The organism is Pseudomonas sp. Pdm06 (genome assembly GCF_014851795.1).
In the GTDB taxonomy this organism is placed as follows: Bacteria; Pseudomonadota; Gammaproteobacteria; order Pseudomonadales; family Pseudomonadaceae; genus Aquipseudomonas; species Aquipseudomonas fluorescens_AA.
Map to the genome: position 1 here is coordinate 34,244 of NZ_JACVAH010000017.1, position 20,791 is coordinate 55,034.

General features: G+C 60.6%; 8 protein-coding genes and 1 pseudogene. 2 read left to right on the forward strand and 7 right to left on the reverse strand.

The window, feature by feature from the left end; genetic code table 11:
- Positions 1-16 precede the first annotated feature (16 nt).
- From IB266_RS24350 to IB266_RS31270, 6 genes and pseudogenes are all read right to left on the reverse strand, one after another.
- A complete protein-coding gene (locus IB266_RS24350; protein ID WP_192262910.1) occupies positions 17-2,815 on the reverse strand; it encodes an RHS repeat-associated core domain-containing protein in 2,799 nt (932 codons plus the stop codon).
- Positions 2,812-7,299: a SpvB/TcaC N-terminal domain-containing protein gene (locus IB266_RS24355; protein WP_192262912.1), complete on the reverse strand. Its 4,488-nt coding sequence runs from the start codon at positions 7,297-7,299 to the stop codon at positions 2,812-2,814. Before IB266_RS24355 ends, IB266_RS24350 begins: the two co-directional genes overlap by 4 nt.
- Positions 7,296-11,825, reverse strand: coding sequence for a neuraminidase-like domain-containing protein (locus IB266_RS24360; protein ID WP_192262914.1), 4,530 nt, complete (start codon positions 11,823-11,825; stop codon positions 7,296-7,298). Before IB266_RS24360 ends, IB266_RS24355 begins: the two co-directional genes overlap by 4 nt.
- Before the next feature lie 35 nt (positions 11,826-11,860).
- Entirely contained in the window at positions 11,861-14,404 is a 2,544-nt protein-coding gene (locus IB266_RS24365; RefSeq protein WP_192262916.1) for a Tc toxin subunit A, read from the reverse strand.
- 253 nt (positions 14,405-14,657) lie between these two features.
- A complete protein-coding gene (locus IB266_RS31265) occupies positions 14,658-15,521 on the reverse strand; it encodes a methyl-accepting chemotaxis protein (RefSeq protein ID WP_371857826.1) in 864 nt (287 codons plus the stop codon).
- A gap of 42 nt (positions 15,522-15,563) precedes the next feature.
- Positions 15,564-16,577: pseudogene (locus tag IB266_RS31270) on the reverse strand (methyl-accepting chemotaxis protein); the annotation flags it as partial.
- 212 nt (positions 16,578-16,789) lie between these two features.
- On the opposite strand from IB266_RS31270, the gene IB266_RS24375 reads away from it, so the two are divergent.
- Both IB266_RS24375 and IB266_RS24380 read left to right on the forward strand, forming a co-directional pair.
- A complete protein-coding gene (locus IB266_RS24375) occupies positions 16,790-17,461 on the forward strand; it encodes a histidine phosphatase family protein (RefSeq protein ID WP_412548320.1) in 672 nt (223 codons plus the stop codon).
- Positions 17,462-17,485: 24 nt separating this feature from the next.
- Positions 17,486-18,346 carry a phosphatase PAP2 family protein gene (locus IB266_RS24380; RefSeq protein WP_192262920.1) on the forward strand — a complete coding sequence of 287 codons (861 nt, stop codon included), beginning with the start codon at positions 17,486-17,488 and terminating at the stop codon, positions 18,344-18,346.
- Positions 18,347-18,443: 97 nt separating this feature from the next.
- Here the strand turns inward: IB266_RS24380 and katG are convergent, their stop codons facing one another.
- Positions 18,444-20,708 carry a catalase/peroxidase HPI gene (katG, locus tag IB266_RS24385; protein WP_192262922.1) on the reverse strand — a complete coding sequence of 755 codons (2,265 nt, stop codon included), beginning with the start codon at positions 20,706-20,708 and terminating at the stop codon, positions 18,444-18,446.
- Between the last annotated feature and the right edge of the window lie 83 nt (positions 20,709-20,791).

Here is a 20,791-nt window from a genome sequence, read left to right on the forward strand (position 1 = left end):
AGTTGGCCAGGTGCAGTCAGGAACTGAGACCAGGGCGCGGAGCACGATTGATAGCCAAGACATGCTCGTTGTATTTCGCATAGTCCATAGCGTGGCGCCCCGTCTGGATACTGACGTTTTGCGGAATGATGCCGCTGCAATTGAAGCAGGCAATGAAAGGTTTCGGTTCGTCCACGCCGGTTATTTTGTGGGTGAACAGTTGCGTGTTCGACAGCTTCATTTCAGCTTGACCCGGGTAGAGCGCAACGACCGAGTTGATCAGGCGGACTTCTCCATGAGCCCCTGGTCCCCCGGTGCGTATGGGGATGATGCTATTGGATTGTTCAATGTGCCTGGCAATGAGGTTCTGGGTGTATTGCTGCAGTTCATGGACGTCCTCGACGGTCCTGCTCAGCGTCGGCTCGCTCTTTAACTCGTCAAGATCCAGTTCGATTTTATGGATCGGATCGTTTTTCGTCGCGCTGTATCGTTCGGCCAAGTCGGCCAGGTAATCGTGGGTATTGCCGATCCTGTAGCTTCCGAAGTTCAGGTAGAACTGCTTGCTTTCGGCGGTACCGTCATACGCCTTGTCTACGCCGCGGTATCCCTCCGGGCCGGATTTAGGCCCGGTGAGGTTGTAGAATTCGTTGAGGCCCACGCCCAAGCCCTCGACCAAGCCATGGGAGTGAACGACCAGCTCCTTGCGTTTGGTTTTGCTGAAACTGGGGCTGGCGTCGGGGTCTGGAGGGCCTTCCTGATGAGTGCCGGCACGTTTTTTAGCTTGTTTCGTCGGTGGCGGCTGCATCATTTTCAGGGAACGGGCGTGGCCATCCTCTTTCATCCATTGGATGAAATCCTCCTTCATCCACCCTTGACGGTCGACAAACCTGAGGGGGTTGTTTCCCACCATGGCATACAGGTTCAAGCCATCGACCGCCCCTGCCGGGTCGGGGCTGATCCAGCGTTGCAACCACGGCGCGTAGTACCGCTGCCCGTAGTAATACAGGCCACTGGCATCGCGTTCCTTGCCGGAGTATCGAAGGGTCCGGTAGTCGGCTTCCACGGCCGAGCGGGAAGCCTGCCAGGCGGTTGCGCCGTAGGGCAGGTAGTTTTCCTGGCTGATCAGGCCGCCCTGGTCGTCGAGTTCCAGTGAGCTGGAGCCCAGGTGGTCGCCAAGGCCATAGCGAATCTGGTTGGCGGCGATACCGGACGGTCGGCCTTCGGTCCAGTGCAGGTAGCGCACGTTGTAGCGACCGGCTTGCAGGGTGATGACTTCCAGGCGTTCATTATCGCGTGTGCGAATTTCGAGGCCCGGCAGATAACGGACTTCCCGAGTGTGAACCCGTGTCGCGCCCTGGGTTGTCTGGAGCTTGCGTACCCGTTGGCCGCCGCTGTCGTAGCGATAGCGCTCGATGTCATCGGCAGCGTTTTCACGCCGCACCAACACCACGCCGTCGAGCTGGTTGCGCAGGTTCCATGTCAGCGCCTGGCCTGGGGAAAGCGCCTGCTGGTTGCCGTTGGCATCGAAGTCCACTGCCACGTCGGGCGTCGATTGGCCTTTATTCCAGGCGCGCAGGCGATTGCTCGCGGCGGCCACGTTCAGGGTCCGGGTGTAGTGATTGCCGTCGCGACGATGGCGCAATTCGATCAGGTTGCCGCCAGTGTCGTACTCGTAATGTTCGGTGAAGTTGAACAGCTGACTCGGGTCGACGGGGGTTTTGCCAAGGGCCGGAAGGTCCGGGGGGCTGGTCAATCCGGCGGCCTCGCGGCCCGTCGCGCTGATCAATTGGTAAAGGCTGTCGTAGGTGAATGTGCTGGCGGCTTCGACCCGCTGGTTACTGCCGAACTGCACCGGTTGGGCCTTGTCCTCGAGGTGCGTCACGTTGCCCACCGGGTCGTAGGTGTAGCGCAGATCCTGCAAGGTGCTGGCCGCCCGCGAAGTGAGCAGTTTGGTCAGTCTACCGTTGGCCGGATCGTACACGGCGTGACTGACGACCCCGTTGCCGGCGGTCTGGGACTCGATCTGGCCGGACGCGTTATAGACCAGATCGCTCATGATGACTTTTTCGGTCGCCGTGTGGCTTATCTGCAGTCCCACGGACTTGAGTTGACCGGCGACATCGAACGAGTAGCGCTGCTGGTGCTGGGCGGCATCGGTCTGCTGGATAAGCTCGGCGAGGGCGTCGTAGCGCCAGTTCGTGGTGTAGCCGTTCCCCTGTTCCAGCAAGCGATCGCGATCTATCTCCTGCGCTGGCCAGTCCAGGCGTTCGGCGGTGGCCAGCAGGTGCCTGGTCTGGCTGAGAGGTTTGGCGCAAAGCCCATAGTCATGGATCAACAAGGTGCCGGCGCTGTCATCGTGGCGGATCAGCGCACCGCACTGGTTATGCACCGCGGACTCCGGCGAATTGTCGCCGTAATGCCGGCATTCGACCCTGCGTGGCACGTCGCCTGCCGCTTGCTCATGGACGGCCGTCATGCGCAGTTGCGTGTCGTAGGTGGTTCGCCAATAGGAGCCCCGCTGATCCCAGCAGTGCGATAGCTGCCCGGCATCGCCAGGCAGGTACAGGCGCCAGCCGGCATCGATACTGTCGAGCAACAGCGTCTTGCCGGACAAACTGAAGACCGTCCGCAGGTTCGCCCCACCGGTCGCCATGGCAAACAGTCGAGGATCACGCTGCGCCACCGCTCGTCCCGCCGCGTCATAGTCTTGCTGGGCAATGCGCGCCTGGGAGGGGGCCTGGGCGTCGCGCCGGTAGTAAGCGATTTGCCGCACGGGCAGGCCACGACCGTCGAAGGCATTGATCGTGGGTGTCTTGTGATGAAGGCGTGCGTTCATGCGCCACCTCCGGCCGTGGCGGCGTGTTCGGACAGGACTTCCTGCAGCGTGTCATTCTCGTCCTCGTCCACGGTGTACCAGGGATGGCGTGTATGGCGGCGCAGATAGGCGAGGCCATTTTGCCTGGCGAGCAACACGTGGCTGGGGCGTCCGAGTGGGTCGTAGAAGTGTTGGTCGAAATGCCCGGACTGGCGCAAGGACGCATCGTTGATGTGGCTGTGCCGGTCGGCGAAATATGGGCGGTAGATACGCACCGCCAGGCCCTTGCTGTTGTATTCCACCCGTTCGCTGACACGCCAGCGCCTGGCTGCGATCTGCTCCTTGGGCTTTCCATCCGCCAGTGTCAGGTCGCCCTTGGCGTCGACGACATAAGCCAGGCCCGGTTCGACGAGTTGCTTGCTTTGCAGGGTTCGCCCGAAGCCATCGAAGCCACTGACGGCGATGCGGATTTGTCTTCGGGGGTCATCCGCGAAGCGGTCGGCGACCAGCGTGGCGATGTGTATTGGTTCACGGGGGGCGGCTGCGATTTCGTGTTTCAGCTTGAGGTCGTCGGCGGAGGGTGTCTGAAGCTCCGCCAGGCGGGCTCGGGCCGATGCGCGGATATGGCCGCTGGGCAGCAGGTCGCCGTTGCCCACGCAACGCGCCAGCCAGTCGGTGTCCGCCCGGGCAACCTTCGATACATGCCCCATCCAACTGAAGGGCGCGTAATAGAGGGTCATGGCGGCGTCTTGCAGAGCGTCCCCGCTTTGTCTGATGGCGGCCGCGGGGCTGCTGAACGGTGGCCGTTTGAACTGTGCGAGCGGCTTGAAACCCACGGGCGTGCGGTGCTCGTCCCCATGAAAAGAGGTGGCCAATACTTGGCCGAACGTATCGAACAGGCCTTCCTGTACGTTACCGTTGGGGTCGATGATGCGCACGGGCTGGAGTGACCGGTAATCGTAAAACGCCTGGGTGGTGCAGCCGTCGGGCAGTTTGAAGGTGGTGACAAGACAAACGTATGGGTCATGGCCTATCTCGTACACGCCTTGGCTTTTGCTCGGTTGTACGCTTCTGGTTTTGTAGAAACCCGCCAATGGCGCGTAGGTGGTGAAAGCGCTTTTGACTGACCAGAGTTTTTTCTCCGGCGCGGTGTCGAGAAGAAAATCGCTCATTCGGTGATAACCCATGCGCTCCAATAGTTTTCCTTTGGGGCGGCTGTCCTGTGGCAGTAATTGGAAGGCGCCCAAGGCGGTTTCATCCAGCTCGGCGCTTTCCAGATGATCGACCAGGGCCTGAAAATCGGCGACGCCGTCCGGCAGGGTCGCTGCGCTCGACGCGTGTCTGTAGCGCTGCACGGACAGGCCGGTCAGTACGCCTTGGGTTTTCCAGGCGGTTTGTTTCGTGAGCTCACTGAGCGTTTCGAAAGACAGGTCCCGTGGGGTCAATCCCTCGTCTTCAGGGCGCTTGGGGCGTTGCAACGCCTGGGTGCGCTGGCGATAAGGCAGGCCGAGTCGCCATTGCTGGGGCGCCTGCAAGTGGATGAATTCGGCACGGGTTTCGTTCAGGTAGTAGAGCTGCTGCGCCGGGTCATGCGCATCGCGCCACCACTGTTGCGGGTCGGTGTCGCTGAACGGTGGTGTGTCGCTGGCGGTTTTTCGTCGGGCGTAGTGGATGTCCACGCTGTGGGTCAGTGCGCCGTACCGGTCGTGTTGCAGGTTCAGGGTGTGCCGGCATTGCGGGTCATCGGTAATGCCTTCGTACTGGTAGCGGATGGACTCCAGCAGCAGGGGCAACATTCGGGCCTGCCGGCGAACGCTGTCGGGTGCTTGCAGCAGGCGTAGCCCATAACGGTTTTCCTCCACCGAATACAGGCGGGTGGTTTTCAGCTGTCTGTCGATGCCGAAGACCTCGCTGCGCAGTACCCGGCCACACAGGGCGCGGGACATTTCCAGTTCGGTCGCCGCATCTGGCGAGGCAATGATGCGATCCTGCAACGCCTCTGGCGGCCAGTGACACAGCAAGGTCTTGCCCAGCGGCACGGCTTGCTTGTCTGCCCGGCTGTAGCCATTGCGTGGCAGGTTCACCCTTCGCCCGGTGTGAAACCAGGTTTTTTTCAGGCAGGTGGCGGTGAAGGCCTGGACCTCTGTGTCGCCGGGGCTCGCTTCAGTGTCGGTTTGCAGCAACAGGCCAAAGCCCCGAAACTCACGTTCGATGCCGTCGTAGTAACCCTGGCGATAGGAGAATGCCTGGGTCAGTCGATTGCCGGTTATTTCATCCACTTGGGTCTGAGCGCAAACCAGGTGCAGGGCCAAGGGCAAGCGACAGGTGAGGGGCTTGCCGTCCGTCATCCGCTGCAGTTTTTCATCCAGCCACTCCTGGGCCGAGCTGCGGTAGCGGATGCGCTGGTCGGCGCCCATGTTGTTGTGGATGCCGGTGAGCAGGTACGGTTTGGCGCTGACGAAGTCGTAGCGCCAATGCCGGGGTGTCATGTGCGGCGCGCTCAGGATCAGGCTGGAACAACCGAGCCCTTGCAGGTCGGCGATGCTGACCTGGCACAGAGGATCGTAGCGCAGGTCTTCCGGCCAGGGCAGGGCAACCGCGGGGCTGAAACCATGGCCGCAGCGGTTCATGAAAATCAACGCCTGGTCCGCTTGCAGATAGATCAGGTCCGCAGCGCCGGAACCATCCAGGTCCGCCAGGCGGATACGCGCGGCGTCGAAGCTGTCGTAGGCCAGCCCGGGGAAGTCCAGCACCCTGGCGTTGCCGAAACGCCCACGGCCGAGGTTGGGCCAGCACTTCACTTCGTTGTGACGAATGCGCACCAGATGCTGTTGGCCGCTGCCCAGTACATCGCTGAAAGCCACCAGCTCGCCGGCTGAGGCACTGAATAGGGGCAGGGCGTCTTCGTTTTCCTCGCGAGGGACTTCCACGGGAGGCGAAAAGCCGTGTTCCCGCTGGTTGGCGTACAGGCGAACACTGCGCGGGCCGATCACCGCCAGATCGCCGAGCCCGGCGCCCATCAGGTCGGCCAACTGCCCTTGGGGGCTGAAAAACTCTGACGCAAGTGCATTGAACGTGGCGAAGCCCGACCAGCTTCGTTCGGCATCGAGGGCGAAAAAGCCGCTCACTTGCGGCTGGGCGACGAGCCAGTCCAAACGACCGTCACCCGTGAGGTCGCTCAGGGCCTGGTGCACCGGTGTGGCCGTGTCGGTCGCCGGGATGTGGGGCAGCGTTCGCCACGGCCCGTAGGCCACGTCGTTGCCTTCGGCCTTGGCCCGCACGGGCTCGCGGTAATGCCAGCCGTTGTCGGTTCGATGGAGTACCCCCGGCAGCCCTTCGCCGTACAGGTCCACCAGTTGATAGCCACGGCCATCGTTGAGCCCCGGCATGTCCTGGACGCGTCGCCAGGCGCGGGGCTCAGGCGCAAGCTGGAAGGCGCTGTAGCTGAACTCGACGGGCGGTCGGCTTTCGGCCGCTTCACCTTCGCCGAACGCCTGGTCATGGGCGGCGCTCAAGTGCTGGTAACCCAGGGTTGTCTGGCGATAATCCAACAGCAAACGCCGCACCAGGACGGGGGCGGCGCCCAATTCCTCAGGGAAACGGTGAAACATCAGGACCTGGCGACACAGCCGTTCGGTGCGCAACTCAAAACCGTAGGCGAAGCTGGAAAATGCATCGCTCCGGGCTTGCCACTGTTGCCCCTCATACGCCGGTTTTTCTGTGTAGGCGGTGGTCCGTTCGCCGTAGTCGAACACCAGTTCGAAGTGCCATTGCACGTTCGCGAGCCGATCCACTGTCCACCCGTAAAGGTGTGCATCGGCCTTGAAATTGCCATAGCTGACCTGGCTCAGATAGCGTTGGGCGGTGGTGTCTGTCTTGTACTGGTAGAGGATGTGCTCACCGTGGGCGTTCAGGCTTTCCTCCAGCAGCCATTCGCCGACACGGCTCGTATCCTGGGGATCGGCGCGCCGTGCTGACGGGTGCTTGCCAAACAGGTGGAGGCTGCCGTCGGCACCGTGCACCAGCCAGAAACCGGCCTCATCGCCTTGCGAGGACCAATGCTCGATTCGGTCGAAGTGGCTTTCGATCCTGGGAAAGTATTGGGTGACGGCATAGCGCGTGCCCAGGTCCAGATCGTTGTAGTGGTCGATGCGGGTGGCGGCGATGATGCCTTGTGAATCGCGCTCGGGTAGCCACGCCACCCCGGAGGGGCCGACGATCTCGTCATCCTCGGCGTACGCCGGTACACCCTTGCTGGTGCGTCGCGCCACGCTGGGTAACGACAATCCCCAGCCGATGCCGAACACACCGTTGCCGAGCGAGCTGAGATAGCTCAGGGTCAAGGGCGGCGCAAAGCCACGCCCTGGCGAAATGGGCAGGGCAATCTCATAGGAGGCCGCACCGTGGGCGCCGACGGGGCTCGATCCTTTGCCGATGCTTTGAATGGCACCGCCCCCCTTGGGCAGGGACGGTGCGGTGACAGGCAGCGGGGCGTGTTCATTCATTGCACACCTCCACCGGCCCTGGCGGTATAGCTCACGTGGACTATGACGTCGGTCAGCGACTCCAGCAGGTCTTTTTGGGCCTCGGGGTTCGGGAAGGTCAACTGCCACTTGGAAATCGCGCCGGTGTATTCGAACGGCAGGTAGCGATCATCGTTGAAGCTCAGGGTGAACAGACCGTTGTCGTCGACACCCGTCGACAGGGCGATCTGTTGGTTGGCGCGCCAGCTTTCCATGGCCTGGCCTTGATCGCCCGACGACAGGAACACCGTGCTGGCGGTCTGGGTCAGCGTGGCTCGAATGTTTTCATAAGGCCCGACGACGGTGGGCAAGGTCACGCTGATGGTTTTGATGCGTCGCAGATAATGTCGCTGGTCCTTGTAGTCGTCTTCGAACAATTGATGGGTCAGCTCGAACTCGCATCCGCCCTGTTTCAGGTCGGCGTGCAACTGCGCCCACTCCTTGTTGAGAGAGCTGGCAGCGGTTTTGCCCTTGAGTTGTCGCAAGGATATTGTCTTGTGGATCTCCAGCTCCCGCTCGTGACGTTGCAGGTACCCGGCGTGCATTTTCAGCAGGTTGAGCTTCAGCAGTTCGCCCGCCCCAAGCCCGCGATAGGTCGCATGCCAGGCGCCAGGCTGAATGAAGCGCGTGTCGAAGTCGGCGATCTCATACTGCCAACAGGCTTCGGCTGCCAGGCACAGGCTCAGTGTCGCGTCGTAGGCCTGGCGATACAGTGCGGCCAACTGGCTGTTCAGCCATTGATACAGTTGCGCCTTGGTAAAGCGTTTGCTGAGGAAGTCGTAGTGGGCCTTGGCTTGGCCCAGGGTCGATTCGGCCAGGCGCAATTGCAGGCGAGTGGCGGTTTGCTGCTCGGTGAATTGCGCCAGTTGTGCGTCGATCTGGGCCAGTTCGAGTTGTGCCTGGTCACGAATCAGGGTCCATTCCTCCCCGCGACGATCGAACTGTGCCGTGCGATCGAGATGAGCCGCCGCCGTACGATCGTCGATGGCGGCGCCTTGGGCGAGTGCGGTAGCCGCGTGCATGGCACCTTCCCAGCGAATGCCGCCATTGCTGAAACCAAAGATGTTCGGAGCCATCATCAGGCCGCCAGCCGTGATCTGGGCGTCCGATGCCGAGAGCTCGGAGGCACCGCTGTTCAAGTACAACTGGCAGGCCAGGGTCTCGGCGCCACTGATACCGTTGTCCAGCAATTGCTGGTAGTGATTGATCCTGCCCTGGACAATCGCCTTGCTGGCCAGCAAGGCCTGGCGATTGCGCTGATCGATGATCAAGGCCTGGCGTTGCAGGTCGACGGAGATTTTTGCCAGGTCCCAGGCTTGCTGTTGTTGCAGCTCCTGCAACTGGGCCTGTTCCTTGCGCTCGATCAGCGACAGCAGCAGGGTGCCGAATTGGCTGAGGCTTTCCACGGCGTTCTGGGCGTGGCTGTGCATGACGGTGAAACGATAGTGGGGAATGGTGACGCTCGGCAGGCCTGTCGACGGGCTGTCAGAGAGACTCAGGGCATTGGCGCTGGAGAGGGTGCGCGGGTCCAGTGGCGCCGCGATGATCGGCAAGTGCAGCGGCTTGCCGGCCATGTCGAGGTTATGTCGCAGGTTGTACAGGCGACTTTCTGCCGCCTCCCAGCGCTTGAGCAGTTGCGGGTTGAACGGCACGCGCAAATACGGGTTATCGATCGCCGCCAAGGCCGCTTGCGAATGGCCTTCCTGCGCAAGCGACGGCGGGCTGGCGGTTGGTAGGGGCAGCCGGTTTTCAAAGCGGCGTAGGTCATCATTATTCGAGGTGCTCAAGCCGTTAAGGCTGACGGCCGTCCAGTGATCGGCCGGTTGAACGGTCGGACGTGGCCCCAATAAGTCCAGTGTCCGGACGTACCAGAGCTTTGCCTCACTGAGGCTGTCCGTTGTCAGCTCGCGGTACGCGGCATCGCCTCGGTTGATCAGGATGTCGAGGTACAGGAAGTACAGGGCCTTGCGAAAGTGCACGGGATGACTGCGGGCAATCTGATGGGGATCGTGGGGAGCCTGGTGGGAATACGAAGGCATGTCATCGTCGAGCAAAGGAACGCTTCTCCAGCAGTCGGCCTTCTTGCGACCCGGGGCGAAGACATAGCGGAGCCAGCGTTCAGCTTCCTCATACCGATGCTCGGCATTCAAACGATGGGCGACCAGCCAGGGCACGTAGAGAAACAGTTCGGTGAAGTAACGACCGTATGGCCCATGGAAGTCCATCCTGTTGCTTGGGGCATCGGGCAGTGTGGGTTCCGGCAGGTGTTGAGTCGTCCAGTCAAACAGTTCGTCCAGGCTGTTTTCGGTACGCCGGATCAACTCTGCGGCGAATACGGTGTTCAGCCTGATCGGTTGGCGCTTTTGGCTTCTGCCGTCGCTGCTTTTGATGGCGGACTTGGAAAAGTCGATGAATTGGGTAGTGCCCAGGTTGGGTGTCGGTAGGGAAGTGATGCCGGGAGGCTGGGAGAGTGCAGGGGCCAGATTGAGCGTGATCGCTTTGAGGGCGAAGGAAACTGTCTTTTCCGGTTCGCGAGGGCTGGCTAACGCAACCCCATAAAATAAAGTAGTGCCCTGTTCACTGAGTTCTTCGATGTGCAGCGGGTATTCATAGATAGCCGGTAACTGCGTTACCAAGGGAGTCGTCGCGACAGGTTTCAGGTCTTCATAGGTAACTGTGTCAGGACCCAATGTGTCCGGCTGACGGAAGACAAGATATCTCCTATATAAAAGCTCTTCTTGGTAATTAACGATAGCCGGGATGTTAAAAGTCTCTTTTGGTGTTTGGAAGGTCATCGGGACATTAGCCAAACGGTTGTTTTTGGTGGCGGCGATCAAATATCGGACCGCCGCGACGGAAATGAGCTTGCCACTTAAATCGCGATTCCATGGCAGCGTAAGGCTCTGCGATTCTTCATCATCTATGAGTACATTCGTCATATTGCCGAAGGACAATACATATTGGTCATAGAAGGCCCCGGGGCTGAGTGTCATCGTGAGCTTCGAATCATCAACCAGGGGAATATAGGCGGAGGACGGTAAGCTTTCTTGAGGCGGTACTAGATTAAACTTTATGGTGCCTGTGTAGAGTGTAATTCTACTCACGGTCGGGGGGAGCGATGCGTTGTCGGCGTTGAAAGACAGGTAATGGGTCGAGTCGGCGGATCTGACGATGACGCCGTTTAGCTGGTCATCGAAGTTGGGAAGAGTATTAACGATGTTTTTTGGCAGGGTTGTGTCAGCTCCTTCTATTTTCACAAGGGACAGTTTGGTTTGGATCCTCTGATCGTGAAGACCGATGAGATCATCCCCAACGGAGCTGCGATTTGGACCAGGCTCTGTTCCTGTCTCCGTTTGCTCGATAGATACTGAGTTGTTCGGATCATGGCCGAGATTTTTATCGACACAAACCATTTTGCTAAAACTGAAAGTCTTCACCGACGTGGCGTTGGCGTCGGCACTGGGGCGCTTGGCACACAGTATGAGGCCGAGCGAGTCTCGTGCCGTGTTGTGAAGCTGCACCGCAACAGTACCTATCAACGGCCTGATTGCCTCCAGGCTCTGACTGGCAAGTACCTTGTCCTCGCAATACCCTTGCAGGCCAACTCGCGCGGTGCTCCAACGGCCATCCTGCTTTTTGAAGCAATAGCTCAATCGCAATAGAGGATGGCTTACAGTCGGTAGAAGGGCGTTGGCGTTCGAGGCGTCGGTGTTGACGGCTGATGGGTCCTGATGAATGCATTCTGCCCAGACAACGAACAGCCGATTGTTGAACCAGACAGGACGAATCGAGTGTTCGACCGCACTTTCGGAAATGGGCACATCGGCTTTTTCCCAGTCCGACCAGGCGTACGGATCCGGCTGATCCTGTTTGGAGGGGGGCGCTAACGTACTGTCCAGCGGACGTTGCGCCATGTTCAGCGAGCGCCAGTAGTAGGTGTTTTCGGTGCGGGATTTGGCGATGAAGTAGTAGGTGCTGTTGGCAAAGTCCTCGCCATCGATATAGCTGTTGAGAACCGCCAGGTTGGTCACTTCTTCGAATCGAGCCAGGTAGGCCAGGACCGCCGATTGAACCGCCTCGGGTTGAATCCGGTTCTGGTTGAGGGTGTTTTCCAGTTGCTGGAAGTTATCACTGCTGTTGGCCCTCAGCACCGGGTCCAGGTAAGCCGCGGGGAAGTAAAGCAACTTTTGGTGGGCGGCCCAGGTGGAGTACTGATGCATCTCGTTGCGCCACGTCTGCCGGTGGTCGGCGGTGAAGTCCTCCGGGTCGTAGCCGGGCTCCAGATTCATCAATATACGGTTGATGTACTGCTGCAGACTGGCAATCGCACAAGCTACCGGCGTGGTGGGCACATCCTGGCTGACGAGCACATCTAGCAGCCAGTATTCATAGAGGTCATGGGCACTCTTGAGCCGGGTGGCATTGGCGGGGGCGACGTTGTTCAGATAGAGCGCCAACAATGCGTCGCGCAGACGTTCATCGAGCTGCTTTTTTATGGCATCGGTCATCTATTCAGTCCTTGAATTTGAAATGGGTGCAGCCGTCAATGGCAGGCGGCAATCAGCGCTTCACCGACTATTTTCCAATCCGATGCAGGGCTGGTGGCTTTCAGTTTGATCGCCTTGATCAGCAGGTTTGCAGACAGTCCCGTTTGCAGGCAGCACGCTTGGCAGCGCATGATCCAATCCACTGCTTCCATTGAGTTTGCGCGCCTTGTGTCCAGGGACGCCGTCAGGGAACTCACCTCCTCTACGCTCCAATTCAACAGCTTGGCCAGCAGGCCATTGGTTTCTTTTTCCGAATGCTGCGCGTCCTGGTTGGCCACTTGCAGGTAGTGCAACAGGTTCTCTTCCGATTGGGCCTGATGACGGGCGCAATGACTGAAGCGTTCGAGCAGATACAGGAACTGGGGCGTCAGGTTTCCGGATGGGCGCGCGGCCAGCCATGTCGGGTTTTCCATCAGGACCGCCAACGTGCTGCTGCTCAGGTGCAAGCGCTGGCAAACCTCGGCGGTGCGCAATACCGTCGCCAGCAACGGGGGCATCGTTCCCGAGGCTTGCTTGATGGCCGCAACGAGCGCCCTTGCGTCGGTGCTGGCCATTTGCAATACGCCAGGGACGTATTCGGCGGGCAGGTCCGCAATGTCCTGCAGCAGGAGCTCCACCTGATGCTGATGATCTTGGGAGGCGTTGGTGTCAGCCTGGAATTTCGCCAAGCGTTTCTCCGGGGTTTGATCTAGCGGCCAGTCATCGCTGCTGACGTTGAACAGGCGACACCATTGCAACACGTCCCGATTGTTTTGCCTGAGCCAGTCAACGGCCCAATCCATTGCCATCAGGACATCGAGAATGTCCAACTCTGCGGAACCGACGGTTTTCAGCTCCCCTTTCACCAACGCCTTGCAGAAATCTTCCCCGCCGAGTAACCGGGCCAACTCGGTGCATTCAAGAGGGGAGAGTCCGAACATCCGGGCGATACGGGCCTGGCGATACAGGGCCGAAACCGTGGGCAAATCGTATTCCAGTGAAAAGTACCGGTTGGCCTGTTCCGTCAGCAGCGACAGCGAATCTTGGGTTACGGGAAGCCCAAGGCCGGCGCCGAGGTAACTGAAGGTCTGGATGTCCGTGGCGGTCAGGCTCCGCCTGGGGGCGCCCCACACAGGACTTTTGAGCAGTTGGGTGCGATTGAACACGTGATCGAACAGCGACACCCGTTCCCCGCAAGCATGAGTGGGCATGTCGTGCAGGAACGAAGCGAATTCTTCAGGGGCGATGCCATGGCGCCGGTTCAGGTATCGATAGACGCCCAGAGCGCGCAAGGTGTTGGCGCTAAGCGTTTCAACTCTTTCCGAGCGTTGGACATTGAAGATCAACGTGTCCAGTTCGGCAACGGGAATACCGGTCCAGCGATGCAGGCGGATCATGCGCTGCAAACGGTCGAAACGTTCAGGGGAGTTGTTGACGAAGACCCTCTGCTCCCCTTGGATCTCGATTGCCAGGGCAGGGGTTGCTCCGCCGCCGTTGATGTAGCTGGCGCCGTAATGTTTCCGGGGGGAAAGGGGACTGTTCACTGACGTTCGTGGGCTGTATTTGCCTTGCGCCAGTAGCTCCTCAACCTGTTCCGTCGTGAGGTCGGTGCGCTCCTTGAAGAATTCAAGCTCACTCAAGCGTAGGAGGTTCTCAGTGCCGTAGTTTGTTTCCAGTGTGCTGAGGTTGCCCTGCGAAGCGGTCGGTTCAATGAGCAGCGCCTGTTGCGCGGGACTCAACCCGGACAGGAGTTTTTGCGCTTGCGCAGAACTGACGAATACGCCCCCATAAAAAATTCGGCCCTCTGAAAACGGCAGCTTCAGGCTCACCCGATAATTCAGCTCGCCCAGCGTCGGCTTGCCCGTGCCCAGCCCGAGCACACACTGATGATGGTGCAGATCGTAGGGCAGCGAGAAGGGATAGTGCGCACTGGCCAGTACCTGGTGAACGGTCCTGTTCTTGTCGCTGTTTTCCAGGTGCGCCTCGATATTGCTGCGCAGGGTGTCGTTGATGATGTCGAGCATCGGTCGCGTAACGAAGGCACTCTGTCGATCGAGCATCAGTGCCTTGAGGTCCGGGCGCCGTTGCGCCAGAGTGATTCTATCGGCGTGCGGTGACAGGTTTTCCAGCTCCTCGGCAAACAGATACAACGCCCGCAGATACGCCACGGGCGAGTCGATTGCCGCGATATCACCCTCGTTGCAGAACTGATCCCAATTCTCTTCGAACAGCGCCTGATAGCCGGTGGGCTCTGACGCTGAGCCTATTGCCAAGCTGCGTTTGCTACGTGGCGTGTTGACGCCGGACGATAGTCGATGCTCTTGATACAGACGGCTGATTTGCCGGGCATGGCTCGTAGCATTGTCGTGGGCCCGCTCGCCGTCCACGTCGCTAAGCCCGGCGAGTGCCTGGGTGAATTGCGCCTTGCTCATGCGTGCGATGTCGAATACCGACGTCACCCCGATTTGTGCCAGGGCGGTTTTCAGATCGGCTGCTATGGCGTCCTTACCGTCTGGGGAGCCAACGAGCCTGTGCAATAGCGAGTCGTTACTTACGTCCATGTGTTGCCATCTCCTGTGCGAACGGAATGTGCTTGTTCAAGCGAAAACCGTACAGGAGCGGGCAATGAAAGGCGGTAGGACAGGGGTCGGGTGTTTTGTATGAAAGAGCGATTCGTAGGTGGCACTGATGCGAATCCTGTGGGGCGGATTCGCTTGCGAAGGCGGTGGCTCAGCCAACATTTAAGTTGACTGAACCGCCGCCTTCGCGAGCAAGCTCGCTCCCACAGTGGGGCATGCAAAGTCCGGTCGGGCGTTAGACGCGGAAGTGGCTGACCATCATCTGCAATTGATTGCCCAGCCGCGCCAGTTCCACGCTGGAAGCGGCGGTTTCTTCGCTGGCGGCGGCGGTCTGTTCTGACACGTCGCGCACGTTGATGATGCTGCGGCTGATCTCCTCGGCCACGGCGCTTTGCTGTTCGGCAGCAGCGGCGATCTGCTGGTTCATCGACTGGATGTTCGACACCGTGCGGGTGATGTTTCCCAGGGATTCCCCAGCCTTGCGCGTCAGGGCCACGCTGCTGTCGGTGAGGCTGCGGCTGTTGTTCATCACGGCGGCCACTTGCTGGGTACCGTTCTGCAGGCCGGCCACCAGGCCTTCGATTTCCTCGGTGGATTTCTGTGTGCGCTGGGCCAAGCCACGGACTTCGTCGGCCACCACGGCGAAACCACGCCCGGCTTCACCAGCGCGGGCCGCTTCGATGGCGGCGTTGAGCGCCAACAGGTTGGTCTGCTCGGCCACGGCCTTGATCACGTCCATGACGCTGCCGATCTTGTCGCTTTCCTGTTGCAGCACGGTCATGGCGTCGGTGGAACGCACCACTTCGCTGGCCAGGCGTTCGATCTGGGCGATGGCTTCGCTGACCACCTTGTCGCCGGCGCGGGCTTCGCCATCCGCGGCGGCGGCTGCCTGGGAGGCTTCTTCGGCGTTGCGCGCGACTTCCTGGACCGTGGCGGTCATCTCGTGCATGGCGGTCGCGACCTGGTCGGTCTCGACTTTCTGGCTGTTGACCCCGGCGCTGGTCTGCTCGGTCACGGCGGACAACTCTTCGGCGGCGCTGGCGATCTGAGTCACGCCATCGCGGATGCCGCTGATCAGGTCACGCAGGGTCACGCCCATGCGTGCGATGCCTTGTTGCAGCACGCCCAGTTCGTCACGGCGGGTGACGATGACGTTCTGCGACAGGTCGCCGCTGGCAATGCGTTCGACCACGGCCAGGGTTTCGCGCAGCGGGCCGGTGATCTGGCGCGTGATGATCACGGCGGCAATGACGCCCATCAGCAACGCCAGCAAGGTGCTGATCAGTTGCAGGGTGCGGGCCTGGGCACTTTCAGCGTCGCGGCGGTCGAGTTGGATCTGGTACAGCTGCTCGCTCAAGGTCACGATGGTCGTGCCCTGGTCGGTCATTTCCTTGCGGGCCTGGACCACATCGGCGGTGGCCAGCTTGAAGGCCTGCACGGCGCTGCGGTACTGGGTCAGGGCGTTTTCCAGCTGGCGCAGTTCATCCTGGCGGCTGCTGGAGAAATGTTCATTCAAGGGCTTGAGCGACGCGATGGCGGCGTCCAGTTGGGCGATGGCCTTGCGTTCGGTGTCGGCGTTGCTATTGGCGGTATAGCCGCGCACTTCATAGCGGGCCAGCATGAAGGCCTGCTTGGCCTCGGTGATGGCCTGGAACTGGGCGAAACGTTCATCGCTGAGGGCCATGTGCCGCACGTCGGCGTCGATGGCTTCGATCAGCTTGTAGGCGACCTCGGCGTTCGCGCCCATGGCGTCGCGGGCGCTGTTGCCGGCGCGGTAGGCGCTGCGCATTTTGTTCAGGGAAACCTGATAGGCACTGATGACCGCGCTCTGCTCCTTGAGCAGCTTGACGTTTTCCGGGCTCTTGAAGCTGCTGAGCAGGGTGTTCTGTTGCGCCACGAAACCGTTGAGGGTGGTCTGAACATTTTGTGCGGCGGTTTCGTCGCCATCGGTCAGCATGTATTGCAAGCGGGTGACGCGAAGTTTGGTCAGGCCGGCGTTGAGCTGAGTGATGTCGCTCATCCAGTTGCTGCGCTGGATCAGACCGCCCAGGCTGGTCCAACTGGTCAGGGCCAGCAGGCAGGTCAGGACCAGCACCAGGCCGAAGCCCAGGCCCAATTTCATGTTGACGCTAATGTTGCCAAACCAGCTATTCATCAAATTCCTCCAGGAACGTTGTGCTGCTTGATCATCGATTGGCTGGAAGATTGTTGTTGTTAAGAGCCAGCAAGAGCATGTAGCAGGGCTTTATCGGCGGGGGGGCCTGGATCTGAAGCTTTTTTTCACATTGGTTTCACTGCCTGCCTACGTTGGCCTCTTTACTGTCGCGCCATCGAATGACTAGGTGGATGCCGTCGGGGCGGCTTGATGTGGAACTGAGACTGAGCCTTTTCGGCCTGACGCGCTCGATCGATACGCGCTGGTTTGCCCGTTACCAAAACACGCTGGTCGTGCTGGCTTCGGCGCTGCTGGTGATCCCGTTGACCTTCTGGCTGCTGAGCCCGGCAGCGGTGCCGGACCTGGCCCATGGCAACATCGCCGGTGCCCGGGCCTTGGCCGATGGCTGGGCCAAGGGCGAGATGATCGTGCTGGTGCGCCATGTCGAGCGCTGCGACCACTCCAAGGCCGCGTGCCTGAATGATCGCGAGGGCATCACGGACCGCGCCCGTGCCGTTGCGGTGGGCCTCGGTGCCCGGTTCGAGCAACTGGGCCTGGACAACGTCGACCTCTACAACAGCCCGCTGGTGCGTGCGACCCAGACGGCGGGGTACATGTTCAACAAGGTGAGCAGCGGTGACGATTGGCTGATCAATTGCCGGCATGACCTGCTGCGTAATGCCCTGGCCCACAAGGTGGCGGGGCGCAACCTGATTCTGGTGACCCATAGCGAATGCATGCAGGCCATGGAAACCGCGCTCCAGCGCCCGACTTCGGCGTTCGGCTATGGCGCTTCGTTGTTCGTTTCCGCCGCCCAGCCCCAAGCGCCACGCTTGCTTGGGTTTATCGAGGCCTCTGACTGGCACTCGGTGGCGTTTCAGTAACTTTCCCCACGATTAGGACCGCTCATGCTGACGTCTGCTCGCGCCCGTTTCTACGGACTCAACCTCGGAATTCCCTTGGTCTGTGCCGCCGTGGTGTTCCTGCTGTTCGACCTGACCCGCATCGACATCGCCATCAGCGATCTTTTCTACGATCCGCTGCACCAGGTCTTTCCGCTAGAGCACGTGCGGCTGTTCGAGCAAATCACCCACAAGTGGGCGAGGGTCATCCCGAACTGGACCGGCGAGGCGGCCATAGTGGGGGCGCTGTTGGCGTTTTTCTGGCCGATCTTCAAACCGGAAAAACACCCTGGGCTGCTTCGCCTGCTGGATAAGACCCGACTGAGCAAACCACTACGTTTTGCCCACAAGCACCGCCGCGACTTTCTCTACGTGGTCTTCGCCTTTTCCCTCAGCACTGGGGTGATCCATTACCTCAAGGGCCACACCAGCGTGTACTGCCCGGTGGAAACCACCCAGTACGCCGGCAAGATCGAGCACAAGGAATGGTTCCAGAATTTCGACCTGCTGAACGTCGCCGGTGACGGCCGTTGCTGGCCCGGCGGTCATGCGTCCGGCGGCTTCACCATGCTGGCGCTGTATTTTGTCGCCCGCCGCTACCGCTGGCGTCATTCGAGGGCCTTGATGTTTGGGGCGCTGGCCCTGGGGTTTGTCTACGGCACGACCCGGGTCCTGCAGGGTTGGCACTACATGTCCCACACGTTCTGGGCGGGGATTTTCGTCTGGTTGAGTTGTTGGCTGATGGCGTTGCTGTTTTATGGGCGGGCGGCCTTGGAGCAGCCTGCGTTGGGCAACGCACTTCGTCAGCCTGAACGCCAGGCAAAAAAAAGCCCGCTGGGAGTGCGGGCTAAAACCTTAGTTTCTTGAATGAGCGAGGGGACTTTACCCAATCACAGGCAGGCGTGGGGTGAAGAAAAGTTCATGAGGCCGCTTCCTCGCACGACCTCATGGGCTTGGACACTTCTCACCGCAGATCGAACCGATCCAGGTTCATCACCTTGACCCACGCCGCGATGAAGTCCTTGACGAACTGCTCATGGGCATCCGGGCTGGCATAGACTTCGGCCAGGGCCCGCAGCTGCGCGTTGGAGCCGAAGACCAGGTCAACGCGAGTGCCGGTCCATTTGACCTGGCCGGTCTTGCGGTCGCGAGCTTCGAAGGTTTCCTGGGTGTCGGAAAGGGCTTTCCATTCCACGCCCATGTCGAGCAGGTTGACGAAAAAGTCGTTGCTCAACGTCCCTGGCCGTTGGGTAAAGACACCGTGCGCAGTGTGGCCGACGTTGGTATCCAGTACCCGCAGGCCGCCAATCAGTGCCGTCATTTGCGGGGCACTGAGGGTCAGCAGTTGTGCCTTGTCGATCAGCAGCGCCTCGGCGGACACGCGATACCGGCCCTTGAGGTAGTTGCGGAAACCATCGGCAATGGGCTCGAGAAAACCGAACGACTCGACGTCCGTCTGTTCCTGGCTCGCGTCCATGCGTCCTGGCGTGAAAGGTACCGTCACGCTGAGCCCGGCATTTTTCGCGGCCTGTTCAATACCGGCGCTGCCCGCCAGCACGATCAGGTCCGCCAGGGAGATTTTCTTGCCGTCGGCTTGGGCCGTATTGAACTCGCTCCGAACCTTTTCCAGGGTCGCCAGCACTTGGGCCAGTTGTTCTGGCTGGTTGGCTGGCCAATTCTTCTGCGGGGCCAGGCGCAGGCGGCCACCGTTGGCACCGCCGCGTTTGTCGGAACCACGGAAGGTGGAAGCCGCGGCCCACGCCGTAGACACCAGCTGTGAAACCGTGAGGCCCGCGGCCAGCAGCTTGCCTTTGAGGGCGGCGATGTCGTTGTCGTTGACCAGCGGATGGTCGACCGCCGGGATAGGGTCTTGCCACAGCAGTTCTTCGTTGGGCAGTTCCGGGCCGAGGTAGCGTGAGAGCGGGCCCATGTCGCGGTGGATCAGCTTGAACCAGGCGCGGGCAAAGGCGTCGGACAACTGCTCCGGGTTTTCCAGGAAACGCCGGGAGATTTTTTCGTAGATCGGGTCGAAGCGCAGGGCCAGGTCGGTGGTCAGCATCGTTGGATTACGCCGTTTGGCCGGGTCATGGGCATCGGGGATGATGCCCGCGCCTGCGCCGTTTTTCGGCGTCCATTGATGCGCGCCTGCCGGGCTCTTGGTCAGTTCCCATTCGAAGCCGAACAGGTTCTCCAGGTAATTGTTGCTCCAGCGGGTGGGCGTGGTGGTCCAGGTGACTTCCAGGCCACTGGTGATGGTGTCGGGCCCCTTGCCGGTGCCGAAGGTGCTCTTCCAGCCCAGGCCTTGCAGCTCCAGGCCAGCGGCTTCGGGCTCGGCGCCGACATTGTCCGCAGGCCCGGCGCCGTGGGTCTTGCCGAAGGCGTGGCCGCCGGCAATCAGTGCCACGGTTTCTTCGTCGTCCATCGCCATGCGGGCGAAGGTTTCGCGAATATCCAGCCCGGCGGCGACCGGGTCCGGCTGGCCCTCGGGGCCTTCCGGGTTGACGTAGATCAGCCCCATCTGCACGGCGGCCAGCGGGTTCTCCAGGTTGCGTCCTTCGTCAGTGCGGCTTTCTTCGTTGCCAGGTTCGGCCACCAATTGGCCTTCGCCGGGATCCTGCATGGCGGCTTTGTCGGGCTTGCCGTAGCGAACATCGCCCCCCAGCCATTTGTTTTCGGAACCCCAGTAGACGTCTTCATCCGGCTCCCAGACATCGGCGCGACCACCGGAAAAGCCGAAGGTCTTGAAGCCCATGGACTCCAGCGCGACGTTGCCGGTGAGGACGATCAGGTCGGCCCAGGAGATGTTGCGACCATACTTCTGCTTGATCGGCCACAGCAGCCGACGCGCCTTGTCGAGGCTGACGTTGTCGGGCCAGCTGTTGAGCGGTGCAAACCGCTGCTGACCGGAACCCGCCCCACCGCGCCCATCACCGGTGCGGTAGGTGCCTGCGCTGTGCCAGGCCATGCGGACAAAGAGCGGCCCATAGTGGCCGAAGTCCGCCGGCCACCAGTCTTGCGAGTCGGTCATCAGCGCATTCAGGTCTTGTTTCAAGGCCTGGAAGTCCAGGCGCTTGAACGCTTCGGCATAGTTGAAATCCTCGCCCATTGGGTCGGACAGCGAGGAGTGCTGGTGCAGAATCTTCAGATTCAGTTGGTTCGGCCACCAGTCGCGGTTCGTCGTGCCACTGCCAGCGGCGTGATTGAACGGGCATTTCGATTCGTTTGCCATGAGAAGCTACCTTTGGTCGTATTCATCCAGCTATCCAGCCCGGCGGGCTTCGAATAGCGACAGGCGAAATAAATGACACAGGG